This window comes from Gloeocapsa sp. PCC 7428 (assembly GCF_000317555.1).
Classification (GTDB): Bacteria; Cyanobacteriota; Cyanobacteriia; order Cyanobacteriales; family Chroococcidiopsidaceae; genus Chroogloeocystis.
The window spans coordinates 3,184,044-3,203,889 of the sequence record NC_019745.1; the positions used below are offsets into that span (position 1 = coordinate 3,184,044).

At 43.8% G+C, this 19,846-nt stretch carries 19 protein-coding genes; 9 read left to right on the forward strand and 10 right to left on the reverse strand.

The genetic code is table 11. The features are described from left to right. Positions 1–344: 344 nt before the first annotated feature. The gene (sbcD, locus tag GLO7428_RS13995; RefSeq protein WP_015189217.1) at positions 345–1,664 is read right to left on the reverse strand and encodes an exonuclease subunit SbcD; all 1,320 of its coding nucleotides are present in this window, start codon (positions 1,662–1,664) and stop codon (positions 345–347) included. Positions 1,665–1,775: 111 nt separating this feature from the next. After that, positions 1,776–2,501 carry a phosphoadenosine phosphosulfate reductase gene (cysH, locus tag GLO7428_RS14000; protein ID WP_015189218.1) on the reverse strand — a complete coding sequence of 242 codons (726 nt, stop codon included), beginning with the start codon at positions 2,499–2,501 and terminating at the stop codon, positions 1,776–1,778. A 111-nt stretch (positions 2,502–2,612) separates the two neighbouring features. Here cysH and GLO7428_RS26760 point away from each other — a divergent pair, with 111 nt between their 5' ends. The 3 genes from GLO7428_RS26760 (at position 2,613) to GLO7428_RS14015 (ending at position 6,070) form a co-directional block, all read left to right on the forward strand. Further along, entirely contained in the window at positions 2,613–2,885 is a 273-nt protein-coding gene (locus GLO7428_RS26760) for a glutaredoxin family protein (protein WP_015189219.1), read from the forward strand. A gap of 170 nt (positions 2,886–3,055) precedes the next feature. After that, positions 3,056–4,576, forward strand: coding sequence for a UDP-N-acetylmuramoyl-L-alanyl-D-glutamate--2,6-diaminopimelate ligase (locus GLO7428_RS14010; protein ID WP_015189220.1), 1,521 nt, complete (start codon positions 3,056–3,058; stop codon positions 4,574–4,576). A 123-nt stretch (positions 4,577–4,699) separates the two neighbouring features. Further along, complete coding sequence (locus tag GLO7428_RS14015) at positions 4,700–6,070, forward strand: DICT sensory domain-containing protein (protein WP_015189221.1); 1,371 nt, start codon at positions 4,700–4,702, stop codon at positions 6,068–6,070. 169 nt (positions 6,071–6,239) lie between these two features. Here the strand turns inward: GLO7428_RS14015 and GLO7428_RS14020 are convergent, their stop codons facing one another. Then, on the reverse strand, positions 6,240–6,830 hold the full coding sequence (locus GLO7428_RS14020; RefSeq protein WP_041918636.1) for a metalloregulator ArsR/SmtB family transcription factor: 591 nt from the start codon (positions 6,828–6,830) through the stop codon (positions 6,240–6,242). Positions 6,831–6,891: 61 nt separating this feature from the next. Next, entirely contained in the window at positions 6,892–8,388 is a 1,497-nt protein-coding gene (locus GLO7428_RS14025; protein WP_015189223.1) for a sensor histidine kinase KdpD, read from the reverse strand. A gap of 526 nt (positions 8,389–8,914) precedes the next feature. Between GLO7428_RS14025 and GLO7428_RS14030 the strand changes: the two genes are divergently transcribed. Next, a complete protein-coding gene (locus tag GLO7428_RS14030; protein ID WP_015189224.1) occupies positions 8,915–9,583 on the forward strand; it encodes a general stress protein in 669 nt (222 codons plus the stop codon). Here GLO7428_RS14030 and bioF read toward each other — a convergent pair. Next, a complete protein-coding gene (gene bioF / locus GLO7428_RS14035) occupies positions 9,555–10,751 on the reverse strand; it encodes an 8-amino-7-oxononanoate synthase (protein WP_015189225.1) in 1,197 nt (398 codons plus the stop codon). The two genes, GLO7428_RS14030 and bioF, sit on opposite strands and share 29 nt — an antisense overlap. 138 nt (positions 10,752–10,889) lie before the next feature. Between bioF and GLO7428_RS14040 the strand changes: the two genes are divergently transcribed. The 3 genes from GLO7428_RS14040 (at position 10,890) to GLO7428_RS14050 (ending at position 13,343) form a co-directional block, all read left to right on the forward strand. Further along, positions 10,890–11,873, forward strand: a complete 984-nt coding sequence (locus tag GLO7428_RS14040; protein WP_015189226.1) for an ATP-binding cassette domain-containing protein — start codon at positions 10,890–10,892, stop codon at positions 11,871–11,873. Then, positions 11,870–12,658: an ABC-2 family transporter protein gene (locus GLO7428_RS14045; protein ID WP_015189227.1), complete on the forward strand. Its 789-nt coding sequence runs from the start codon at positions 11,870–11,872 to the stop codon at positions 12,656–12,658. The genes GLO7428_RS14040 and GLO7428_RS14045 overlap by 4 nt, the downstream gene beginning before the upstream one ends. A 145-nt stretch (positions 12,659–12,803) precedes the next feature. After that, complete coding sequence (locus tag GLO7428_RS14050) at positions 12,804–13,343, forward strand: Uma2 family endonuclease (RefSeq protein WP_339366820.1); 540 nt, start codon at positions 12,804–12,806, stop codon at positions 13,341–13,343. A 171-nt stretch (positions 13,344–13,514) separates the two neighbouring features. On the opposite strand, the gene GLO7428_RS14055 is transcribed toward GLO7428_RS14050, so the two are convergent. Continuing rightward, on the reverse strand, positions 13,515–13,919 hold the full coding sequence (locus tag GLO7428_RS14055) for a type II toxin-antitoxin system VapC family toxin (RefSeq protein WP_015189228.1): 405 nt from the start codon (positions 13,917–13,919) through the stop codon (positions 13,515–13,517). Beyond that, positions 13,907–14,128 (reverse strand): hypothetical protein, encoded by a 222-nt coding sequence (locus GLO7428_RS14060; RefSeq protein ID WP_015189229.1) that lies wholly within the window; start codon positions 14,126–14,128, stop codon positions 13,907–13,909. Before GLO7428_RS14060 ends, GLO7428_RS14055 begins: the two co-directional genes overlap by 13 nt. Positions 14,129–14,236: 108 nt before the next feature. Here GLO7428_RS14060 and GLO7428_RS27340 point away from each other — a divergent pair, with 108 nt between their 5' ends. Further along, complete coding sequence (locus GLO7428_RS27340) at positions 14,237–14,401, forward strand: DUF4351 domain-containing protein (RefSeq protein ID WP_196797367.1); 165 nt, start codon at positions 14,237–14,239, stop codon at positions 14,399–14,401. Positions 14,402–14,416: 15 nt separating this feature from the next. Continuing rightward, positions 14,417–14,560, forward strand: coding sequence for a hypothetical protein (locus tag GLO7428_RS27900; RefSeq protein WP_015189230.1), 144 nt, complete (start codon positions 14,417–14,419; stop codon positions 14,558–14,560). Between the two features lie 185 nt (positions 14,561–14,745). Here the strand turns inward: GLO7428_RS27900 and GLO7428_RS14065 are convergent, their stop codons facing one another. From GLO7428_RS14065 to GLO7428_RS14075, 3 genes are all read right to left on the reverse strand, one after another. Continuing rightward, positions 14,746–15,630, reverse strand: a complete 885-nt coding sequence (locus tag GLO7428_RS14065) for an iron-siderophore ABC transporter substrate-binding protein (RefSeq protein WP_196797368.1) — start codon at positions 15,628–15,630, stop codon at positions 14,746–14,748. 250 nt (positions 15,631–15,880) lie between these two features. Continuing rightward, positions 15,881–18,418 (reverse strand): TonB-dependent siderophore receptor, encoded by a 2,538-nt coding sequence (locus tag GLO7428_RS14070; protein WP_015189231.1) that lies wholly within the window; start codon positions 18,416–18,418, stop codon positions 15,881–15,883. An 85-nt stretch (positions 18,419–18,503) separates the two neighbouring features. Next, on the reverse strand, positions 18,504–19,487 hold the full coding sequence (locus GLO7428_RS14075) for a helix-turn-helix transcriptional regulator (protein WP_015189232.1): 984 nt from the start codon (positions 19,485–19,487) through the stop codon (positions 18,504–18,506). Positions 19,488–19,846 lie beyond the last annotated feature (359 nt).

The window sequence follows — 19,846 nt, forward strand, 5'->3', positions numbered from 1 at the left end:
TTCAATTTCTTAGCGAAAATCAAGAATAATTACTAAATTACTCACTTTTAAGCTTTGATTCAAGATAGCTTAATACTAAACACTCATGCCTATAATTTGGCACTTAGTCGCTATTAATTAAGTTAATAAATAATAGAAACTTTCATCGAACACCAGCCAATAGCCAATCGCTAGTCTAAGATAGCGATTAATTACTAATCTTATATTTTCACCACTTACTGATCGTGTATTTAGCAACTATAGCCCTAGTCAATAAAGTTAGGACACTATAAATGTTCACAGTGATTTCTCTAACTAGAGCTTAACCGTGACCTCTGACCTCTGACGCTATAGTTAGGTCGTCTTTAAAGTAAGCGCAGTTGACGATCTGTAATGTTTGTAGCTTCTTGGCTGCTAGCGGCTGCGTTGTCTGTGCTATTTGGATCTAGATTGAACCATTCTTCAGTATCACCCGCTAGCAACTTGTGTGCAGCTTCTAACATCGGGGCTGAGATATCTTTAAGGTCTTCCCGATTGTTTAAATAAGTTCTCAAGGCTTCTATCGGGTCAATCGTGTTACTTGTTCCTAGTTCGGGTACGCGTGGACGTGCGAGTTGGCTAATTAATTCGGGTTGAATGGTGTAAGTATGCGCTGGGCTTAATGTTTGATGCAACAATGCTGTATCGATTTGGTCTAGTTGTTCAGAACGTAGCTTATAAATAAGACGCACAACAGCGTCATCAATATTTTTTTGTGCGATCGCCTTTAATATTTTTGCTTGCGGATCAGCAGCATTCGAGACATCTACATCAATTGTGCAGAATGTGCGCACAGGTAAAGGACAAAATTCCCACTGCACTTTACCGCGTTCGACTTCGACGATTACATAGCCTTTATCTTCTTTTTCCTCGCTAAAATCTACGCGTTCAATACTTCCTGGGTAAATAATCGGCGGGTCATTTGATTTATTCAAGTTCTGGTGGCGATGGACGTGTCCTAACGCGACGTAATCAAAACAAGGACGAGTGAGTAAGGATAGCGGTACTGTGAAGCCTTTACCAACAGCTAAAAAGCGTTCAGCACCGTAAGACGCATTATCAACCATGAGATGCCCTAATAACACCGTTGGTACTTCTGGGTTAAGGCTACGAATTTCACCTTCGAGGGCGACACGCAGGCGATCAATAAGTAGTTGATTAACTTCAGCTAAAGACAATCCTTCGGTTTCGGGGCGCGTTAGCAGCGTTGAACGCGTTAGCCAAGGTAGCGAAATCACTTGAATTGGACCATTACGCGTTTGGATGTGGTGCGTCATGAGGCGATCGCCAACAATAAATCCTGGTACACCCAAAGTTCGATAAATACACAAACTCGCCCCGCCTTGTCCTTGCGAGTGTTGGTCGTGATTACCGACTAATAAAACTGTGGGAATTTGCGCATCGACCAAGCGGCGAAACTGACTCGCAAATTTTTCTTGGACAAACGGTGGTGGAGTTGCATCGGGAAACGCATCGCCACCAAAAACAACAAGGTCAACCGGTTCTGAGATCGCACGGTCAATACACCGCGCCAAAGTCTTGACAAAATCCTCTAATCGTGTATTAGTTCCTGTTTGAGGGTCAATGCGTCCGTGGGAGAAGCTACTCCCCATATGAATATCGGATAGGTGGAGGATTTTTAGCATAAGTGGCTAGTTGTTACTGGTGGGTGGTGAGTGGTGAGTTATATAAAACACTATTCCTCTGCTTCCTCTGCTTTCTCTGCTCCCCTGCTCCTTCAACTCCCTGACCTCTGATCAGATATGAATTCCGCATTCAGTTTTACCCATACCGCGCCAGCGTCCTGCGCGTTCGTCTTCGCCTTCAGCGACGGGGGTGGTGATTGGTTCGTCGCCGATGCTGGGATAACCTTGGTCGTGGAGTGGGTTGTAAATGACATTGTGTTGGAAAACATAATTCCAGGAATCTTTACGCGTCCAACTTGCCAAAGGATTCACCTTAAGACGCTGTTGGGCATCTAATTCAAATACTGGCATATCGGCACGGGTCACAGCTTGGTCGCGACGTCGTCCCGTAATCCAAGCAACGGTGTTGAGTTCCTCCAAACCACGCTGCAAAGGTTCAATTTTTGTGACGTGGTGAAATTTCTCGATATCTTTGTTCCACAAGGCTTCACCATATTTAGCGGCAAATGCTTCCCGCGTGTTTACATCAGGAGTTTTATAGATGCGCAAGTCAAGGTTGTACGTTTCCTTCGCTTTGGCAACAAATTCTAATGATTGGGGAAAGTGATGTAACGTGTCGAGAAAAATGACTGGAACTGCGTGCTTGAGGTCGCGGTATAAGATATCAGTGATGACCATATCATCAACATTAAAGGCACTCGTTTGCACTAGTCCCTTTACAATATGCTCAACGCACCAAGCTAAAATCTCTCTTGGATGAGCAGTATCAAATCTCTGGTTAAGTTGATCTAAATCAAAACTATCAGTCTGCGTCTGAGATTCGGTCGAAAAGCTCATGTCAATTCTTTGGTTATTTCTCCTACATCCAGAATATCTAAATATGGCATGGGTGAAAGCTTTTGATTTTTTACGTCGAGCCTTTGTTTTTTATAAAGTAGTTTCTCTAAAATGCGATTAATCTTATACAGTAAGCCAGGGTGCCATTTGTGTGAGGGATTGGAGGAAAAATTGGCACAAATTCACTCATTCAGCTTCGATTTGGAAGTACGAGACATTACAACTCGTGCAGATTGGGTTGAGACGTATCAGTATGAAGTTCCAGTCCTGTGTCAGGACAACAATGGCAAAGAAACGCAAATTCCTCGTCCTTCCCCCCGCGCCAGTGTGTCGCAGTTGGAGCAATTGCTACAGAAATATCTCAAAACTCATGATTCAGAGTAAAGGATGTGTGTTTGTGGCAGCGGTCAGGGGTCTGAGGTCAGAGGGGCAAGGCGGTGCCTTATGTGTAGCGGTCAGGGGTCAGAGGGGCAAGGCGGTGCCTTGCCCGTACAGGGGTCAGCGGGTGAGTGATTTTGGGGTCTTTTGAGTTTTTGTTGTGAGGAGTTGATGCCATGAAATTGCGCGAATTGTTGAAAAATATTGCAAGTGTTGTCGAAGTACCCCAACACGCAGCAATCGATACGGAAGTTACGGGGTTAAAAACAAACTCTCATGCTTGTCAAGCAGGAGATCTGTTTATTGGAATGCCAGGGACGCGAGTTGATGGCGGCGAATTTTGGCAAAGTGCGATCGCATCGGGCGCGATCGCCGCGTTAATTTCCACCGATGCGGCAAAAAAACAGCCCGTGACAACGGATGCTTGTGTCATTGTGGCAACTGATATGGTAGAAGCCTGCGCCTCTTCGGCTGCGGCTTTTTATGGCTACCCTGCAAAACAACTCAAACTTGTAGGGGTGACGGGTACGAATGGCAAAACGACAACAACGCACCTCATTGAATTTTTTCTGACGCAAGCGCAATTTCCCACTGCATTGATGGGAACTCTCTACACGCGATGGCAAGGTTATGAGCAAACCGCAACGCACACTACACCCTTCGCCGTCGAACTTCAGCAGCAACTAGCCGCAGCCCGTGACGCGGGTTGTCAGTGGGGCGTGATGGAAGTGAGTTCCCATGCTTTAGCCCAAGGGCGGGTGATGGGCTGTCCGTTTGAAGTTGGGGTGTTCACAAATTTAACGCAAGACCACCTTGACTTCCACAAGGATATGGAAGATTATTTTGCGGCGAAAGCACTGTTATTTAGCCCTGATTATCTTCAAGGACGCGCGGTGATTAATGCGGATGATGCTTACGGACAAAGACTCATTGCACAAATACCTGCGCAGCAACTATGGCGCTATAGCGTCCACAATGCGGAGGGATCTGATTTTTGGACGAGCGATCTAAACTATGAACCGACGGGTGTGAGTGGAATGCTGCATACACCCAAAGGAGATATTGCGTTTCGTTCGCCTTTAGTCGGCGAGTACAACCTTTCAAATATGTTGGCATCTGTTGCCGCAGCGTTACACCTGGGTGTAGATTTAGAATTAATTGCCCAAGCTTTACCAAAATTTACGGAAGTTCCTGGGCGGATGGAACGCGTGCAAATCGATGCCAAGCAAGATATTAGCGTGATTGTCGATTACGCGCACACACCTGATAGTTTAGAAAATTTACTCAAAGCCTCGCGACCGTTTATTCCAGGTAAGATGATCTGCGTGTTTGGTTGTGGTGGCGATCGCGATCGCACGAAGCGTCCGAAAATGGGAGCAATTGCCGCGCAACTTGCAGATATCGCGGTTGTCACGTCAGATAACCCGCGTACTGAAGACCCCGAACGCATTTTGCAAGATATTTTAGCCGGAATTCCCAAAACCGTACAGCCAAAAGTAATCGGCGATCGCGCGAGTGCGATTCGTACAGCGATCCTCGAAGCCCAACCAGGAGATGGCGTACTTATTGCGGGGAAAGGTCACGAAGACTACCAAATTTTAGGAACAGAAAAAATCCACTTTGACGATCGCGAACAAGCAAGATTTGCTTTGCAAGAAAGACACAACGCCCAAATGATGCAAGGGAGTGGTGGTTAGTAGTTAGTGGCTAGTGACTAGTGCGCGAGTTTTGAGTTACCCCTCATTTTATTCTTCCTCTGCACCTCTGCTGCCTCTGCTTCCCCTAGGTAGCAACTTTAAAGCAAAACAATATTACTCACTATGGATTCGCTTTATAAGTCTATTCTCAACGTAGAACCGCCCCCGCAACTTTTAGCTGTCAGCCCTGCAACTTTGCTTTCATTAGTCAGGGCGACAATAGATGTCCTGATTGAACATCAAATTCCAGCGACGCTATGGCTCAAGCTACCACCAGGTGAAATTTGGCACGCAGAAATTCAGCGTTACCACAGCCAAGTACAGCAGCCGCATACTACATACATGATTCTTCCCCAAGGCGGCGACAATGCTGACAAATTCAAGTTTCCTAACGTTCCCATTCCGCTTAAACTAAATAATCAGTTGCGTCGAGAATATTTTTTGGCGATCGCCGCTAGCGATTTTTGTGGTCTCATCCTTGCATACCGACTCGGACCAAAGCAGCGACAACAGAAACTCAAAGAAAATGCATCCCCGACTGCAATCCGCAAAAAACCGCCTTTAGTTGCGTTTTACTCGTTTGAAGGACGTGTGATTCAACCAGTACTTAATAGTCTTAAAAGCATTAGTCAATCAGCTACGTTAACTCTAGAAGTTCCAGCAATTCCTGAACCGTTATTTTTAAATCAAATCTTAACTAAGCAAATTCATCACCAAGAACAAATTCGCAGTCGGACTAAATTACGCCGCGATCGCGCACTTAATAAAGCTACTCGGACGAAAAAGCAAAGTAGTTTTTCTTTAAAAGATGAGTTTGTAAGTGAGTTGTGTCAAGAACTGCGGACACCTTTAGCGCATATGAAAATGGCACTCAGTTTACTCAATTCTCCGCAACTTAAACCTGCACAAAAACAAAGGTATTTGCAAGTACTTAGTACAGAATGCGATCGCCAAAACTCGCTCATTAATGGTTTATCAGACTTAATCCAGCTTGAACGTGCGGTACAAACACCTTTAGAATCAGTGCGCTTAAGTGAAATTGTCCCTGGTGTTGTCAGTACATATCAGCCATTGGCAACCGAAAAAGGCATTATGCTTGCTTACACCGTACCTGAGGATTTACCTTCCGTTTCTTGTGTGAGTGCTTGGCTTAAACAAATTGTGATTAACTTATTGCACAACAGCATCAAGTTTACTCCTACTAACGGTCAAGTTTGGGTGCGATCGCGTCTGCAAGGCGATTTTGTCCAACTCGAATTTCGCGACACAGGTATTGGTATTGCACCGAGTGAAATTCCTAAGATCTTCGATCGCTTCTATCGCGTCCGCCCCGCCGCTGGTGAAGATGGTAGTGGTGCAGGGCTAGGCTTAACCATTGTGCAACAACTTCTCTTACGCTGTGGTGGCTCGATCTCAGTCAAAAGCCGCTTGGGAGAAGGTTCGACTTTTAATGTGCTTTTACCTGTAGATACTTCTGACAGGTCGGGAAGTTGAAGGCGTAGGGGAGCCAGTGTCGTGCGGAGGTTCCCTCCTTTGAGTGCAAGTGGCGTGAGCAGAAGGGATGGGGTGAGTGCGAAACAGAAAGTTATAAGGGTTGAGTTAAAAAAATCTATTAATAATTGCCTCCGGCGCGCTTACGCGAACAAAACTCAAAATTAATCACTCACTCCTCGCCCCTAGCCCCACGCTCCTCATTTGGTATGCGCCAGTAAATACTATTCTCGCGTTGCATGAATTGATAGCCGATCAGTTCGCGACGTAGTGTGGCGCAGTCTTCGTGGTAGCGCTTGAGGATAGTATTAACTTTAATTTCAGGGTACTTGACTCCTGTTTCAAATTGGTTTACTAACCACTTGAGAATGACAACGCGCTTTCTGCGACTTGCCGGAATTTCTTTGAGTCGTCCATCAACGAGAAAGTTTTGCAATACTTTACGTTCCCAGGCTTCGCCTTCGATATTTTCAGCTAACGAAGCAATCTGCTTTGGCGAAAAAATCTCTTTGCTGATACCTTGCAAAGCTTCAGTGTCTAGCTGATACAGATGGGTATTTCCTTCAGCGCGCATTTTTACCAACTGCAACTCTTTGAGCTTATTGAGATGATGCGATACCGTTGGTTCTTTCAATTGCAGTAATACAGCTAATTCTTCCACACTGCATTCTCGATTCGCTAGAATCCCCAGCATCTTCAATCGACTTTCGTCGGCTAGCACTTTAAAAAAGCGCAGCAGCGATCGCATGATATCTTGTTCCATTTCTCTAATTAGACCGATATCTAATTAAAAGTTTATCGAATGAGTTGTCGTTTTGCTAGGTCTAACTGCAATATTCGGTCTGCTTAACGTCCAATGGTAAGAAAATCGTTAAAACTTCGCCTTCGTGCGGGCGTTGGCGCACGATGAGTTTACCGCCAATTGCTTGAAACAGCTGCTTAGTAGCTGTAATGTTCAAACTAATAGTGCCTGTTTCGGGTTGAAACGTGAGTAACTGCCCTAGTGACTTGCGAATCGGTGGAACTGTAGATTGTTGTCCTTTATCGTTTTCGCCTAGCTGAGACTTAGGCAACAATTGCAACTTTAACTGATCTCCCGCAGGAATAACTTGCACTTGGATATGGCTTCCTGGCGGTAAGCTGCGCGTAAAGTTTTCAATTAGCCCTGTTAATACTTGATCCAGCATTTTTGGATCGCTAACGACGGTTGGTAGCTGCTGCTGCGGTAAAACAACATCCAAAGTCAAGTTACGCCGACTCGCTTGTTTTTGCCAACGCGGAACACTTTGCTGTAGTACCTGCGTTAATGACATCGCCGTTAAATAAGTACCTGAGTGCTTAGCAGTACACTTTTCTAGTTCTGCTGCACGAAATAAAAGTTCCATGCGGTCGATTTGCTCGGTACACTCATGGTCAATGATTTCTAACCGTTTGAGCGCATCAGTCGCCAAGTCGCGGCGCTTGAGGAGCAAGCGAGTCAATGTCCGAATCGTTGTTAACGGTGTCCGCACTTCATGCGCAAATGCTTGCAGTAACTCTACATCGGAGCGCGGTGCGGAGGAACCAAGTTCCGAGTTATGATTTCGGATTGCACTATCACGCACTTCTTCGTGTGGCACTTCTGGCATATGCCGCAACAGCAAGCGACTAAAGTGCATGACTGTTTGGTAATCTGGCGCGATGGGATAATATTGTTGAACTAATTTATCAAGATGTAATACTGACTCAGAAGTTGTCAGCGCGGCTCTTGCTCGCAGCGCATACCACGCTTGTTCAACGACTTCTGGTTCAAACGAAAATAAAAATATTGGTACGCCACCGTTTTCGGCTAAAACCATCACAAAGCTAAACTGTGCGGTTAACACTAAACAAAACTGTTCCTGTGCTAGCGGATCTCCAGGAAGCAACGGTAATGGAATTCCTGATTCGGCAGCTAATTGTAAAGTTTTGTGTGCCGCAACGCAAGTAACATCTGCTGGAAGTAGTTGATGCTGCCAAGAATCTTTAGTAAAAGTCCACGCGGGTAGCTTGCTAATAAGTTGGGGATTGGCGATCGCTGGTGCAAAACTTGCCAACACAACTCCTTGCGGCGATGCACTGCAATTCTCATCAACCGTGTCTTGAAGAAGTGTTTGTCGTAGTAGGTTCTCTAAGGCGGCGATCGCAACGTGCCATTGCTGCGCTGCTTTGACAGGCTTATCTGCCAAAGTACATTCTTCGCTAGTTGGAGACACTAGGCAAGAATTGCTACCATAGCCGCCGTGCTGTGCGTCGTTGCTCGCTAGTATTTCACTCAGTGTTGGGATTATCCATTTGCGCACCAGTACTCACCCCTTCAACTCGCCATTGCTTGTAGTGCTTTAATCTTGATCTCAATACATAAGATATCGAGATTTGGTCTTCAAGGGCAGTCGTAGAACCGAACTCATGAGTCGCAATTTCCGTTGAGGCTAGCTGTTTTCTTCAATAACTAATTAGTTCGCGCAAGTAAGCTTTAGTTTAATACATTCTTGTTTCAGCTATCTTTATGTATGTCAAGGCAGCGAATTAAATGCTTTTCAATTTACATATCTTTTGTTTTGAAATAAACATATAAGTTATAATTTGCTATGCATTAATAATTATTTTGCACTCTAAAATTACTTTATTTACAGTTGGTTTTGCAGTCAAGCTAAAGGTTTTATTTGCACATTAAAGATAAAACAAAAACAACAATCTCTAAAAAGCTATTAATTTTTTATATTTTATTGTATTTCCTTAGATTGATGATGTCCTAGGAATTAATTTGATAGAAATTCAAGTATCACATCATATAAATTCTTGCAACCATAAGTCAGGTGGTAAAAAATGGTAAATGATCTAAAAAGACGTGCAATTGGTGTATTTTCGAGTTATTTAGATGCAGAACAAGCAATCAATGATCTACGCGATCGCGGTTTTTCTATAGACAACATTTCGATCATTGCCCGCGACGAAGCAACTCAAGACGAAATCGCTGGAATTGATGTGAACGACACCTTTGATAATAAAGCCGGTGAAGGGGCAACAGCCGGAGCCTTGACAGGTGGTGTATTGGGAGGAATTACAGGCTTACTTGTTGGTTTGGGTAGTCTTGTCGTTCCTGGTGTAGGTCCAGTATTATTTGCTGGAGAAGTCGCTTCAGCTTTAACGAGTGCGATCGCCGGAGGTGCAGTTGGTGCTGCAACGGGCGGTTTACTCGGTGCATTGCTTGGTTTAGGTATTCCCGAAGAACGAGCAAGAATCTACAATGAACAAGTTGCTGGTGGTGGTTATTTAGTCATTGTGGATGGTACGACACAAGACATCATCAACGCCGAAGCAATTTTAATGAATCGAGGCATTCAAGAGTTTGGCGTGTATGATATTCCAGCCGCTACTGAGGTTCAAAATCTTGATGACAATACAACACCCAAAGTAACTCGCAGTACAGAATACACCGAGCCTGTTAGTGACGATCCTAAGGTTGTCATTGTCGATCGTCGCGAGCAGATTTAGGTGAAATTATGTCGATGGCGCTCAAAACATCGACAAGTTGCTTGATATGAGCAAACGTATGCGTCGCCATCAGTGAAAGCCGAATCCGGCTTGTGGGTACTGTAGGCGGGCGAATGGCTGGCGCAAAAATCCCTGCATCTTGCAAAGAATGAGCCGCAGTTAAAGCACTCGCGGGACTAGGTAATAATAAGCAAAGAATTGCAGATTCAGACGGTAGTAATTTTAAGTGTGGTAACTGTTGATGTAAGAGGAGCTTCAAGTTATCAATATTACGCCACAACTGTTGACGCCGTTCGGGTTCCTGCTGAATAATGCAAATCGCTGCTAAAGCTGCTGCCGTATTTGCAGGTGAAAGCGCAGTAGTGTATATCCAACTAGGAGCGCGATTGCGCAAGAAATCAATTAATATTTTGCTTCCAGCAACATAGCCGCCTAAACTTCCTAACGCTTTACTGAGCGTACCAACTTGAATTAGCTGGCGTTGTGTACAGCCGAAGTGTTCTACACACCCAGCACCACTCCCCAATACCCCAGTTGCATGAGCTTCATCGACTAACAACATACAATTGTAATGTTCTGCTAAATCGAGTAGCTCTGGTAAAGGACATAAATCGCCATCCATGCTAAAAACACTATCGGTGATAATTAGACAGCGACGATAGCGATCGCGTTGTTGAAGATGCGTTAGGAGCGATACCAGATCGCAATGCGAATATTCAATCACCGTTGCACCGCTGAGAATTGCCCCATTTTTTAACGATGAGTGATTGTATTGATCTGATAAAATCAAATCGCGTTTACCGACAATTGCCGAAATGACACCAATATTGGCAAGATAGCCTGAACTAAAGACAAGAGCATCTTCAGTTTGTTTGAGCGAGGCGATCGCGCCTTCTAATTCACGGTGTAATTCGCGATGTCCGCTGAGTAACCGCGACCCTGTACTACCTGTACCATAGGTTTGTGTTGCCGCAATCGCAGCTTGAATCAAGCGATCGTCACTGGCTAATCCGAGGTAATCATTACTGGCAAAATTGATAAGCGATCGCCCATGCATTTGTACAATAGCTCCCGAACGACCCTGAATCGTCTGCACAGTACGATACCAATCAGCTTTGTGGATAGTAGCAAGAGATTGTTCAATCCAGTCGTAAGCGTCACTCTGCATTCTGATTCAAATTTTGATTACTATTGTTCATGGAGCGCTTCAGTGAAAATTCGCCAATTGCAGGCAAAAATGCTCGCATCATTAGTCATTCATCACTATAGCCCCTGACCTCTGACCTCTGACCCCTGACCCCTTTTTATGCCCATCATTTCGGCTGAATACTTAAGTAAAGTTTATCCTGTCGCTGTCAAAGAACCTGGACTAAAAGGAACCATACAACACTTTTTTCGCCGCACCTACCGCATGGTAGAAGCCGTCAAACAAGTTTCCTTTGAGATTGAATCAGGCGAAGTTGTTGGCTTTTTGGGGGCAAATGGTGCAGGTAAAACTACTACGCTTAAAATGCTGACAGGTTTAATTCACCCTTCAGCAGGGCGCGTGCGAGTAGCTGGATACATCCCTTTTCAACGCAAACCTGGGTTTTTAAAACAAATTACGCTTGTCATGGGGCAAAAGCAGCAGTTAATTTGGGATTTACCCGCACTAGACACATTAAAGATCAACGCGGCAATCTATAACCTTTCAGATAAAGAATACCGTCAGCGTGTCGGCGAACTCACAGAAATGTTGTCACTGCAAGGTAAGTTAAACCAACCTGTGCGCAAACTGTCGCTGGGCGAACGCATGAAAGCCGAACTGATGGCAGCATTATTACATCAACCCAAAGTACTATTTTTAGACGAACCAACGCTAGGACTTGATGTTAACGCCCAAGTGGGAGTACGCAAATTTTTACGCGAATACAACCAAAGATATGACGCGACAATTCTGTTAACCAGTCACTACATGGCAGATATTAGCGCATTGTGCAAACGTGTACTTGTTATCCACCAAGGACAATTGATTTACGATGGCAGTTTAGAAGGACTTATCGATCGATTTGCCCCTTACCGCGAAGTGCAGGTAGAACTCGCGCACCCTTTACCCGAAGCAAAGCTGATGCATTACGGTGAAATTAAGTCTGTAGAAGGACAATCAGCACGTTTTTTAGTGCAACGCGAAGCCTTAACCCGTACCGTCGCCCAAATTTTGGCAGAGTTAGAAGTCATCGACTTAACTGTCACCGATCCACCCGTCGAAGAAGTCATCGGTCGTGTATTTAGCGCTGGTGGTGTGTCATGAATTCAATCTTCAAAAAAGCCCGAGTTCTGCTTACCAGCTACTACGCATATATGCTCGAATACCGCGCCGAGCTATTTTTATGGGCTTTGTCTGGTAGTCTACCACTCATTTTAATGGGAGTGTGGACACAAGCGGCTCAAAGCGGACAATTTGGGCTAAGTCCTGAAGATTTTGCGCGTTACTTTCTTACAGTTTTTGTTGTCCGACAATTTACTGTTGTTTGGGTAATTTATGAATTTGAGAAAGAAGTTGTTGAAGGAAAACTGTCACCAAGATTATTACAACCGCTCGATCCGGTATGGCACCATGTCGCCTCGCATCTTTCTGAAAGATTAGCACGTCTGCCGTTTGCTTTATTATTGGTAGCCTTATTTTTCTTTCTTTATCCGCAAGCTATTTGGATACCAAGCCTAAGTAATATTCTACTATTTGTAGTGACAGTAATTTTTGCGTTTATTCTTCGATTTCTCATTCAATACACATTTGCTTTATTTGCCTTTTGGACAGAAAGAGCCAACGCAATTGAAAATTTTTGGTTTTTATTTTATCTCTTCTTTTCCGGTTTAATTGCACCGTTAGAAATGTTTCCAGAAAATATACGCAACGTATTACTTTGGACGCCATTTCCTTATTTGATTGATTTTCCAGCATCGCTATTAATTGGTTTATCTGTGAATGTGTTACAAGGATTTTTAGTGATGCTAGGTTGGATTGCGTTATTTTTTGTTGTCAATCGCTGGCTGTGGCGAAGAGGATTAAAACAGTATTCGGGAATGGGTGCGTAATTGCGCTTTTAATTGAGGCGATCGCCGCACAAGTATAAAGTGAAATACAATAAAGGCACTAACTTAAAGAGGGACAATGCTAGCACCTGATCTCAAGTAATCCCTACCTACCAGTGAAGAACTACCTTGTTCTGATGATACGCCTGTGGATAATGTAGGCGTTTCGCCGTCGCGAAGCGAGGATCAAAACTTTTTGCCCAATGTCCTGCTGTTTGTATTGAAGATGATTTGGGCAAATCGCAACGATTGGTTCTTCGGCGTGGATATGGGAATTTATTACACTAAGGGTACAAATATCAGACTACCTGTGATTCCTGATGGTTTTTTGAGTTTGGGTGTAGAACGTTGGAAGCCTAAGCGTCAAGGGCGAGGACGCTTGAGTTATGTAATGTGGGAAGAAAATGAAATTCCACCGATTTTGACGTTAGAGTTGGTTTCACATACCTACGGCAATGAATATGACGAAAAGATGGAGATCTACGCTCGTTTAGGTGTATTGTATTACATCATTTATAATTCATTTTGGCGAAGAGATTGCCATCAACCTTTTGAAGTGTACAAGCTGGTAAATGGTAAATATCAGTTGCAAAGTGGTGAACCTTATTGGATGTCAGAGGTAGGTTTGGGAATTGGTCGCTATACAATGCCGTTGGAACCAACACAGCAAGAAGGGTTAGCATGGTAGGATCAGCAAGGAAATCGTTATTTAACAGCAGAAGGGCGATCGCAACAAGCACAACAACGCGCCGAAAGACTCGCGTAACGACTACGAGAATTAGGTGAAGACCCCGATCAATTATAAAAATTAGGTTGCTTCAGTGACTGCCTAAATGTAGTAACACAACAGTTATTGATCTCACGATTTCATTAACTGTGTATCGAGTTCTGAATACTGAGAAAACAAGCCGTCAATACTCGCTAGCTTTGCTTCATAAATAAGCACTGTAGCGATAATTAAACGGTCAAAAGGGTCTTTATGTACAGGTGATAAGTTGACTGCTTGATAGGCGATTTTGGCAGTTAGTGGAAATAATGAAATACCTGTTGGTTCCAAAGCATCTTGAAGCCAAAGCTCAACACTACAAGGCAATTTTAGCCGCCCTTTTTGCTGTGCTAAAGCGACTTCATAGCAGGATACAGGTGAAATTCCAACTCGATCAGCCGTTTCAATTATCTCTCGCCAGTGAGATGGAAATAGCTCAAATTCTTGGGTAACAAACCAAACCCAAATATGAGTATCCAAAACAATTACTTGAGACATTCCCAATCTTGTTCTTCAATCACAGAACTCACCAAATCACCCAAGGTTTCACCTTTACCTGCAATGGAAGCAGGAGGAGTACGGCGCTTCACTCGTGGTGTGGTATCCTCTAAAATCGTCACAATTACACGAGCAGATGATAGTTTTGGCTCATCCCCTAGCCATTTTAGCTGACCGTTCTCAATCGTCGCTTCGTAGCTTTTAAGCATTGTTTTGTCAAAATCTTAAAGTATAACTTTGCAGCTATTTCCAGTTTACTCCTGACTGTTGTCAAAAATTTTAGCGAAGCACTGCTTGACTTTAATAGGATGAGGAAAATGCGATCGCGTAGTGTGTGCAAAGCACAATCGCGCATCACTTCCCTACCGTTACCTGTCCTCGAAAACCTCAGCGTTGGCGTAGCCTGCGCTTTGCGCATAGCTTTATTAGATTTTACTAATTTGTCTGATTTAGAAAATTGGTTAGCACAAAATGTACAGTAACGAGTACAAATCATAATGTTGGGACTGAATTTATTTGAAGAACCTCGCGCCATTCGCGAAGCAAAAGATGAGGGGCGACAAGAGGCGATCGCTCTGTCCACAAACCCTGATCGGTTTTGCCGTCTTGTAGAGAAACGCCCCTCTTTTCAGAATTATTGAGCGCGATCGCTCACCTCGTTAGCTGAATAAAAGGCGATCGCACAAGCAGCCTTCACAGAGATATTATTCTACTGGGTATGGTGTAATTTTTTGGGTTGTTATTTGGGGGAGTAATGTTGAAACGTAGACTAATCGAGATTAACTATATTAAAATTCATAGTGATTTTTCAAAAAAAGTAGAAGTTTTATGTACCTTCTGGTAAGTATTTAAACAAGTCATCCAATACTTTATTCGCTCCTAATATGCCTGCTGCACTCCAAACTTCTTGATTGACAACATAGGCTCGATTATTTTTGATAGCTTTTAAGTTTCTAAATATTGGATGTTGAAAATAGAAGCTTGATGGTCTTTCAGCAATATTTATGATAAATAGGATATCAGCATCATACTCACGAATCGTTTCAATGCTGAGTGGTGGTTTCATCAAATTTCTATCACTAGACAGAAACTTGTAGCGCAACCCAATATCATTAAAAATACTAGGAATTAAAGAATTCATTTGATTGTTAATTGTATAAATGACATCCTCACCATAAAAAATTACAGCGATCTCTAACTGCTGCAACTGCCTCCCTAATTTTTCCCTCAACTGATTAATTCGTTCTTCATATTCTTTTAGAATTTCCTCTGATCTTGATTCTTGATTAAGTAATTTAGCAATATAGCGAAGGTTTTGTTTAAAGAAAGCTTGGTCTGTGGATATAAGATCCGAAAATGGAGAAGGCACTGAAACAGTGGGTGCGATCGCTGATAATGATTCATATAGATGAGCGTCGAGGGATAATAAGATCAAGTCAGGTTTGAGCAGTAGAATTTTTTCAAAGGAAGGTTGATAGACATTCCCAACATACTCAGCACCTGCAACTGCATCAAGCGATGCACCAAAGAGACTTTGCTTTCCTTTGTTTAGAATATCGTAGCTAGTATATCCAACGGGCTTGATACCGAGAGCGATGAGGGCATCAAGATTGTTTTCAGGAGATAATGTAACAATACGCTGTGGTTTCAGTGGAACGCAAGTTTCGCCAAAGTCGTGCTGGATGATTCGGCACTCAGCAGAAGGCTTCAAGGAGATATCAGGTCTTTGGGTAAAAGTTTGGTGACAAGCTGTAATTAAGAGTAAGGCAAAAGTCATTAGTAAGAACAGCTTAACTAGACGACATGACTGTTTTTTCATCATTTTGACTATGCTAAAGCCCTAACTGGGAACTGGAATCAATAGAAAACCTCTAGCTTGGTAAAAGTCAATGAAACTCTGGCAAATACTTAAATTGTTTACACCAAGTTGTACTTACAGATCTGCACCAAGCTAGAATAAATTAAAATTCCCAGGAAAGAGTTCCCTGCACAGTAAATGGGTCTCCTAAATAAACATTGTTCCTACCATTAGCTGAGGCAAAATACTCAACATCAAATAAATTTTTGAGGTTTAGAGCGGCTCGGAAGTTATTTCGTGTATAAAATATTGCGGCATCTGTGCGAACGTAGCTGGGTAATTGAAAGGAGTTATCTAGATCGCCTTGCCGTTCTCCAGCATAAAAGACACCTAGACCAAAGCCCAGCCCTTGCAGGCTTCCAGACTGTAGTTCGTAGGTAGTCCATAAATTGAAAGAAGTCCTCGGCGTATTATTCAATTGATTGCCAACAGGTAGAGTGTTATCTTCAGTAATTTCTGCATCAATTAGTGCGAAGCCTGCAAAAATGTTCCATCCAGGTAAAATTTCGCCGGATAAATCTAGCTCAACGCCTTGGCTGCGCTGCTCACCCGTCTGAATAGAAAGTAAAGGATTGTTTGGATCGGTGGTTACAACATTAGTACGAGTTAAATTGAACAACGCAAGTGTTGCTGAAAGTCTGTCGGTGATATCTGCTTTTACACCAATCTCGTACTGTGTGCCTCGCTCTGGTTTGAATTGACTACTGATATCAACTGCTCTGCCTTGTGCTGGAGAGAATGAGCGGCTATAACTTGCATAGAGTGCAATGGGTTCAATGGGTTGGTAAACAATTCCAATCCGTGGACTAAAAGCCTGTTCTTGCTGAGACGCACGTTGGAAAAAGGGAACAAAAGCAGCTTCTTGCTCTACAATATCAAAGCGTCCACCGAGAAGCACTTTCAGATTTTCTGCCAGAGTCATTTGGTCTTGCAGGTACAACCCTAGCCCCTGGGTTAGGAATCTTGCATCTTGATCAGGTATTGGATCTGACAAATCCGCTAAAGTAATTGCTCCGTAGACAGGATTAAAAACGTCGATTGCAGGCAGGATTCCTTCGATGCCATCAGTATAACGAAGGTCTTCTCTATAAAGGTTAAACCCTGCTACTAGTTGATGTTGAATACTGCCAGTTGAAAACTCTCCAGCTACATAGTTGTCTAGTTGATAGCTTTCAAGAAAATTGTCAGACTGGATATAGAGCCTGGGCTGTTCTCGTTTATTGTCTAAAAAACTTAGAGGGACATTTACCCTAACATTTTCTTTCCAAAACACGGTTTGGAGGCTACTACGAACTTGCCAGTTTTCGCTAAACCGATATTCAAGATCGTAGCCAATCCGGTACAGGTCGGTATCATCATCATTTTCTAATGAAGGCTCACCTCTATAGCGGTTTCTAGGAATTTCACCGTTGGGGTTTGGGAGTACACTTCCTTCTGCTGGAAGACCATAATCTGTTTTTGTTCCAGTAATTCTTTGGTATTCAGCATCGAACGTTAGTCTTGTTTGCTCACCAATTTGCCAGGTTAAACTAGGTGCCACAAGGTAAGTTTGTCGCTCGAAAAAGTCAATAAAGCTTCCGGTGGTATTCGCACTGGCATTCAAACGGTACAAAACGGTTATGTTATCATCTGTGCTTTCATCGAGCGGTCCAGATAAATCAATTGAACCCCGATAGGTATTGAAACTACCGACGGTAGCCTCAATTGAATAAAATGGTTCTCGTAGAGGTTTTTTGGTGATGATATTAGCTGCTCCTCCTAGGGTTCCTAAACCAAAGAGAACGGAAGCTGGTCCTTTGAGGACTTCAACACGCTCAATATTATCGGAGACGGTGTAGCTGTAGTCAGCCCCCAAGGTATCTGGAGATCCGTTTCTCAGGACTTCAAGTTCAAATCCCCGACTGTTAAAAAAATTGGAAACTGAACGAGGCGATCTAAATGACCCTGTTATGCCTGGTACATTTTCTAAAATTTCTCCTAGACGGTTGGCATTTTGATCTCTAATTACTTCCTGTGGCACAACTTGAATCGATTGGGGAATATCGCGCAGTGGGGTATCGGTTCTGGTTCCTACACTAGCACTTGACGGGTTATAGCCCTCATCTTGCTCCCCTGTCACTACTATTTGAATTTCATCTTCCTCTACCGATATATTTTCTGTATCCGGTGATACACTTAACACCAATCCCTGCACATCAGGTTGTACCTCAGCCACAGGTGGCGCATCGGTTCCTGTAATCGCTACCTGTACTCGCTCACCAGGCATTGTCACCGTTACTAGCGCAATTCCCGCCGTTGGTTCAGCCGCAGAAAATTCTTCTAGCAGCACTGCATTGGAAATATCTACAATCAAAGTATTGCCCGTTACTGTTGTCGTTGGTGTTGCCAGTTCGCCAGTGGTTTGTAGCACCACTTCTAACCCTGTTTCCGTCTGGTACACTCGAACTGCGGTAATCTCAACAAGCGATCGCACAATTTGGGCTTGCCATTCGGCAATTGTCCTTGCAGGCTGCTTGATTTCGGTACGCGATGCCTCAACATCTACAACCCGTTCCGTCTGTGCCGCAGCAGGCGACATTAATCCTACAGCAACCAGCCACAAACCCACGCCCCACGACAGTCGAAACACAATTGATCGCACCTTCACCACACTCCAGTTCTGCAATCATCTATTGCAAATATTTCTTATTCCGTACTGAAGTGTAAAAAAACTAAAGCGATCGCGTCTATCCCAAAACTGCCTTTTTACCCGCCAAACATTCACGCGGACTCAAACCAAACTGTCGCTTAAACACAGCCGCAAAATGCCCTAAATGCTCGTAGCCTACCATATTGGCAACTTCCGCCACGGTATAATCACCAGCGCGTAACAGATGTTCTGCGTGTTCCATCCGTCGCCGCATCAAGTAGCCTAGTACCGAAGTTTTGAATAACGCCTGAAAACCGCGATGCAATGTGCGTTCGCTTACGCCCACCTGCTGCGCCAGTTGCGGAATCAACGGCGGATTTTCAAATTCAGCCGTCAAGATCGCTTTCGCTTGATGCAAACAGTCGATTGTGGCAGATTTGAGCGCAGGAAAAACCACAGATAAACCGCGATCGCCCAAAACATCCTCTAGCAGCAACGACAGCAATTCCAGCACTTTTGCTTGCAGATACAACCGCTGCATTTCACCTGTAAACGGTGAATGAACAATTTGCCACGCAATCTTTTGTATGGCTAAAGTCACTGTTGGCAAAAATGACGGTTTCCACTCATTTGTGCGAATCATCAGGTCCAAAATTGCCGCCTGTCTGGGATCGCCAACAAACAAATCTGCTAGCAATTCGGGTTCTATATGCACGTCTACAAGCAGAAATGGCTGCGATCGCTTTGACCACCCCACACTCGCAGGTGCAATCCCACTACCAGATAGATAACAGCGTCTACCACCGAAAAGGGCATACTCCGAATTGTAAGTAGCCCCAGTCAAAAAGAGCATAAATTGCACTTCATGCTCATGCACCGATTCTTTGCAGATCACATCATCACGATACCGATAATGGGAGATTTCTAAATCTATTCCCGAAGATAGTTGTATTTCCCGAAAAAAACCTTGCCCTAGTTTTTCCGAAAATTTGTAGCGCGTCTCAAATGCATCCAAGTTGCCCGTAGCAGGGTAGTAATCAAGTAGTTCATGCCACTGTTCTATCGAAAAAACGAGAGTCATCGGTAGGTGATTAGCAACAGTGCTAGCTAATAGTAGAAATTAGCAATAATTTAACACTAATTCGCCATTGCTAAATGGGAGTATGATGTGCCCCTAGCCTCGTGAACAAAAGTTTTATCCTTATCTTCTCCCCCAATTTTGGGCTACAGTGTACACATAAATCTGACCGGCTTCGATTCGAGGCTTTTCAGCCCCCTAAATCCCCCACATGTGGGGACTTTGAGCATCTCGGTTCCCCAGAATTGGAGGCTAGGAGGCAGTTTGCTAGAGACTTGACTGAATTAAGATCACTTGTGTATGTACCGTAGCCAATTTTAGGTGCGAGTGAGAAGGGGGTAGAGAGAACTGAATTTTTTCAA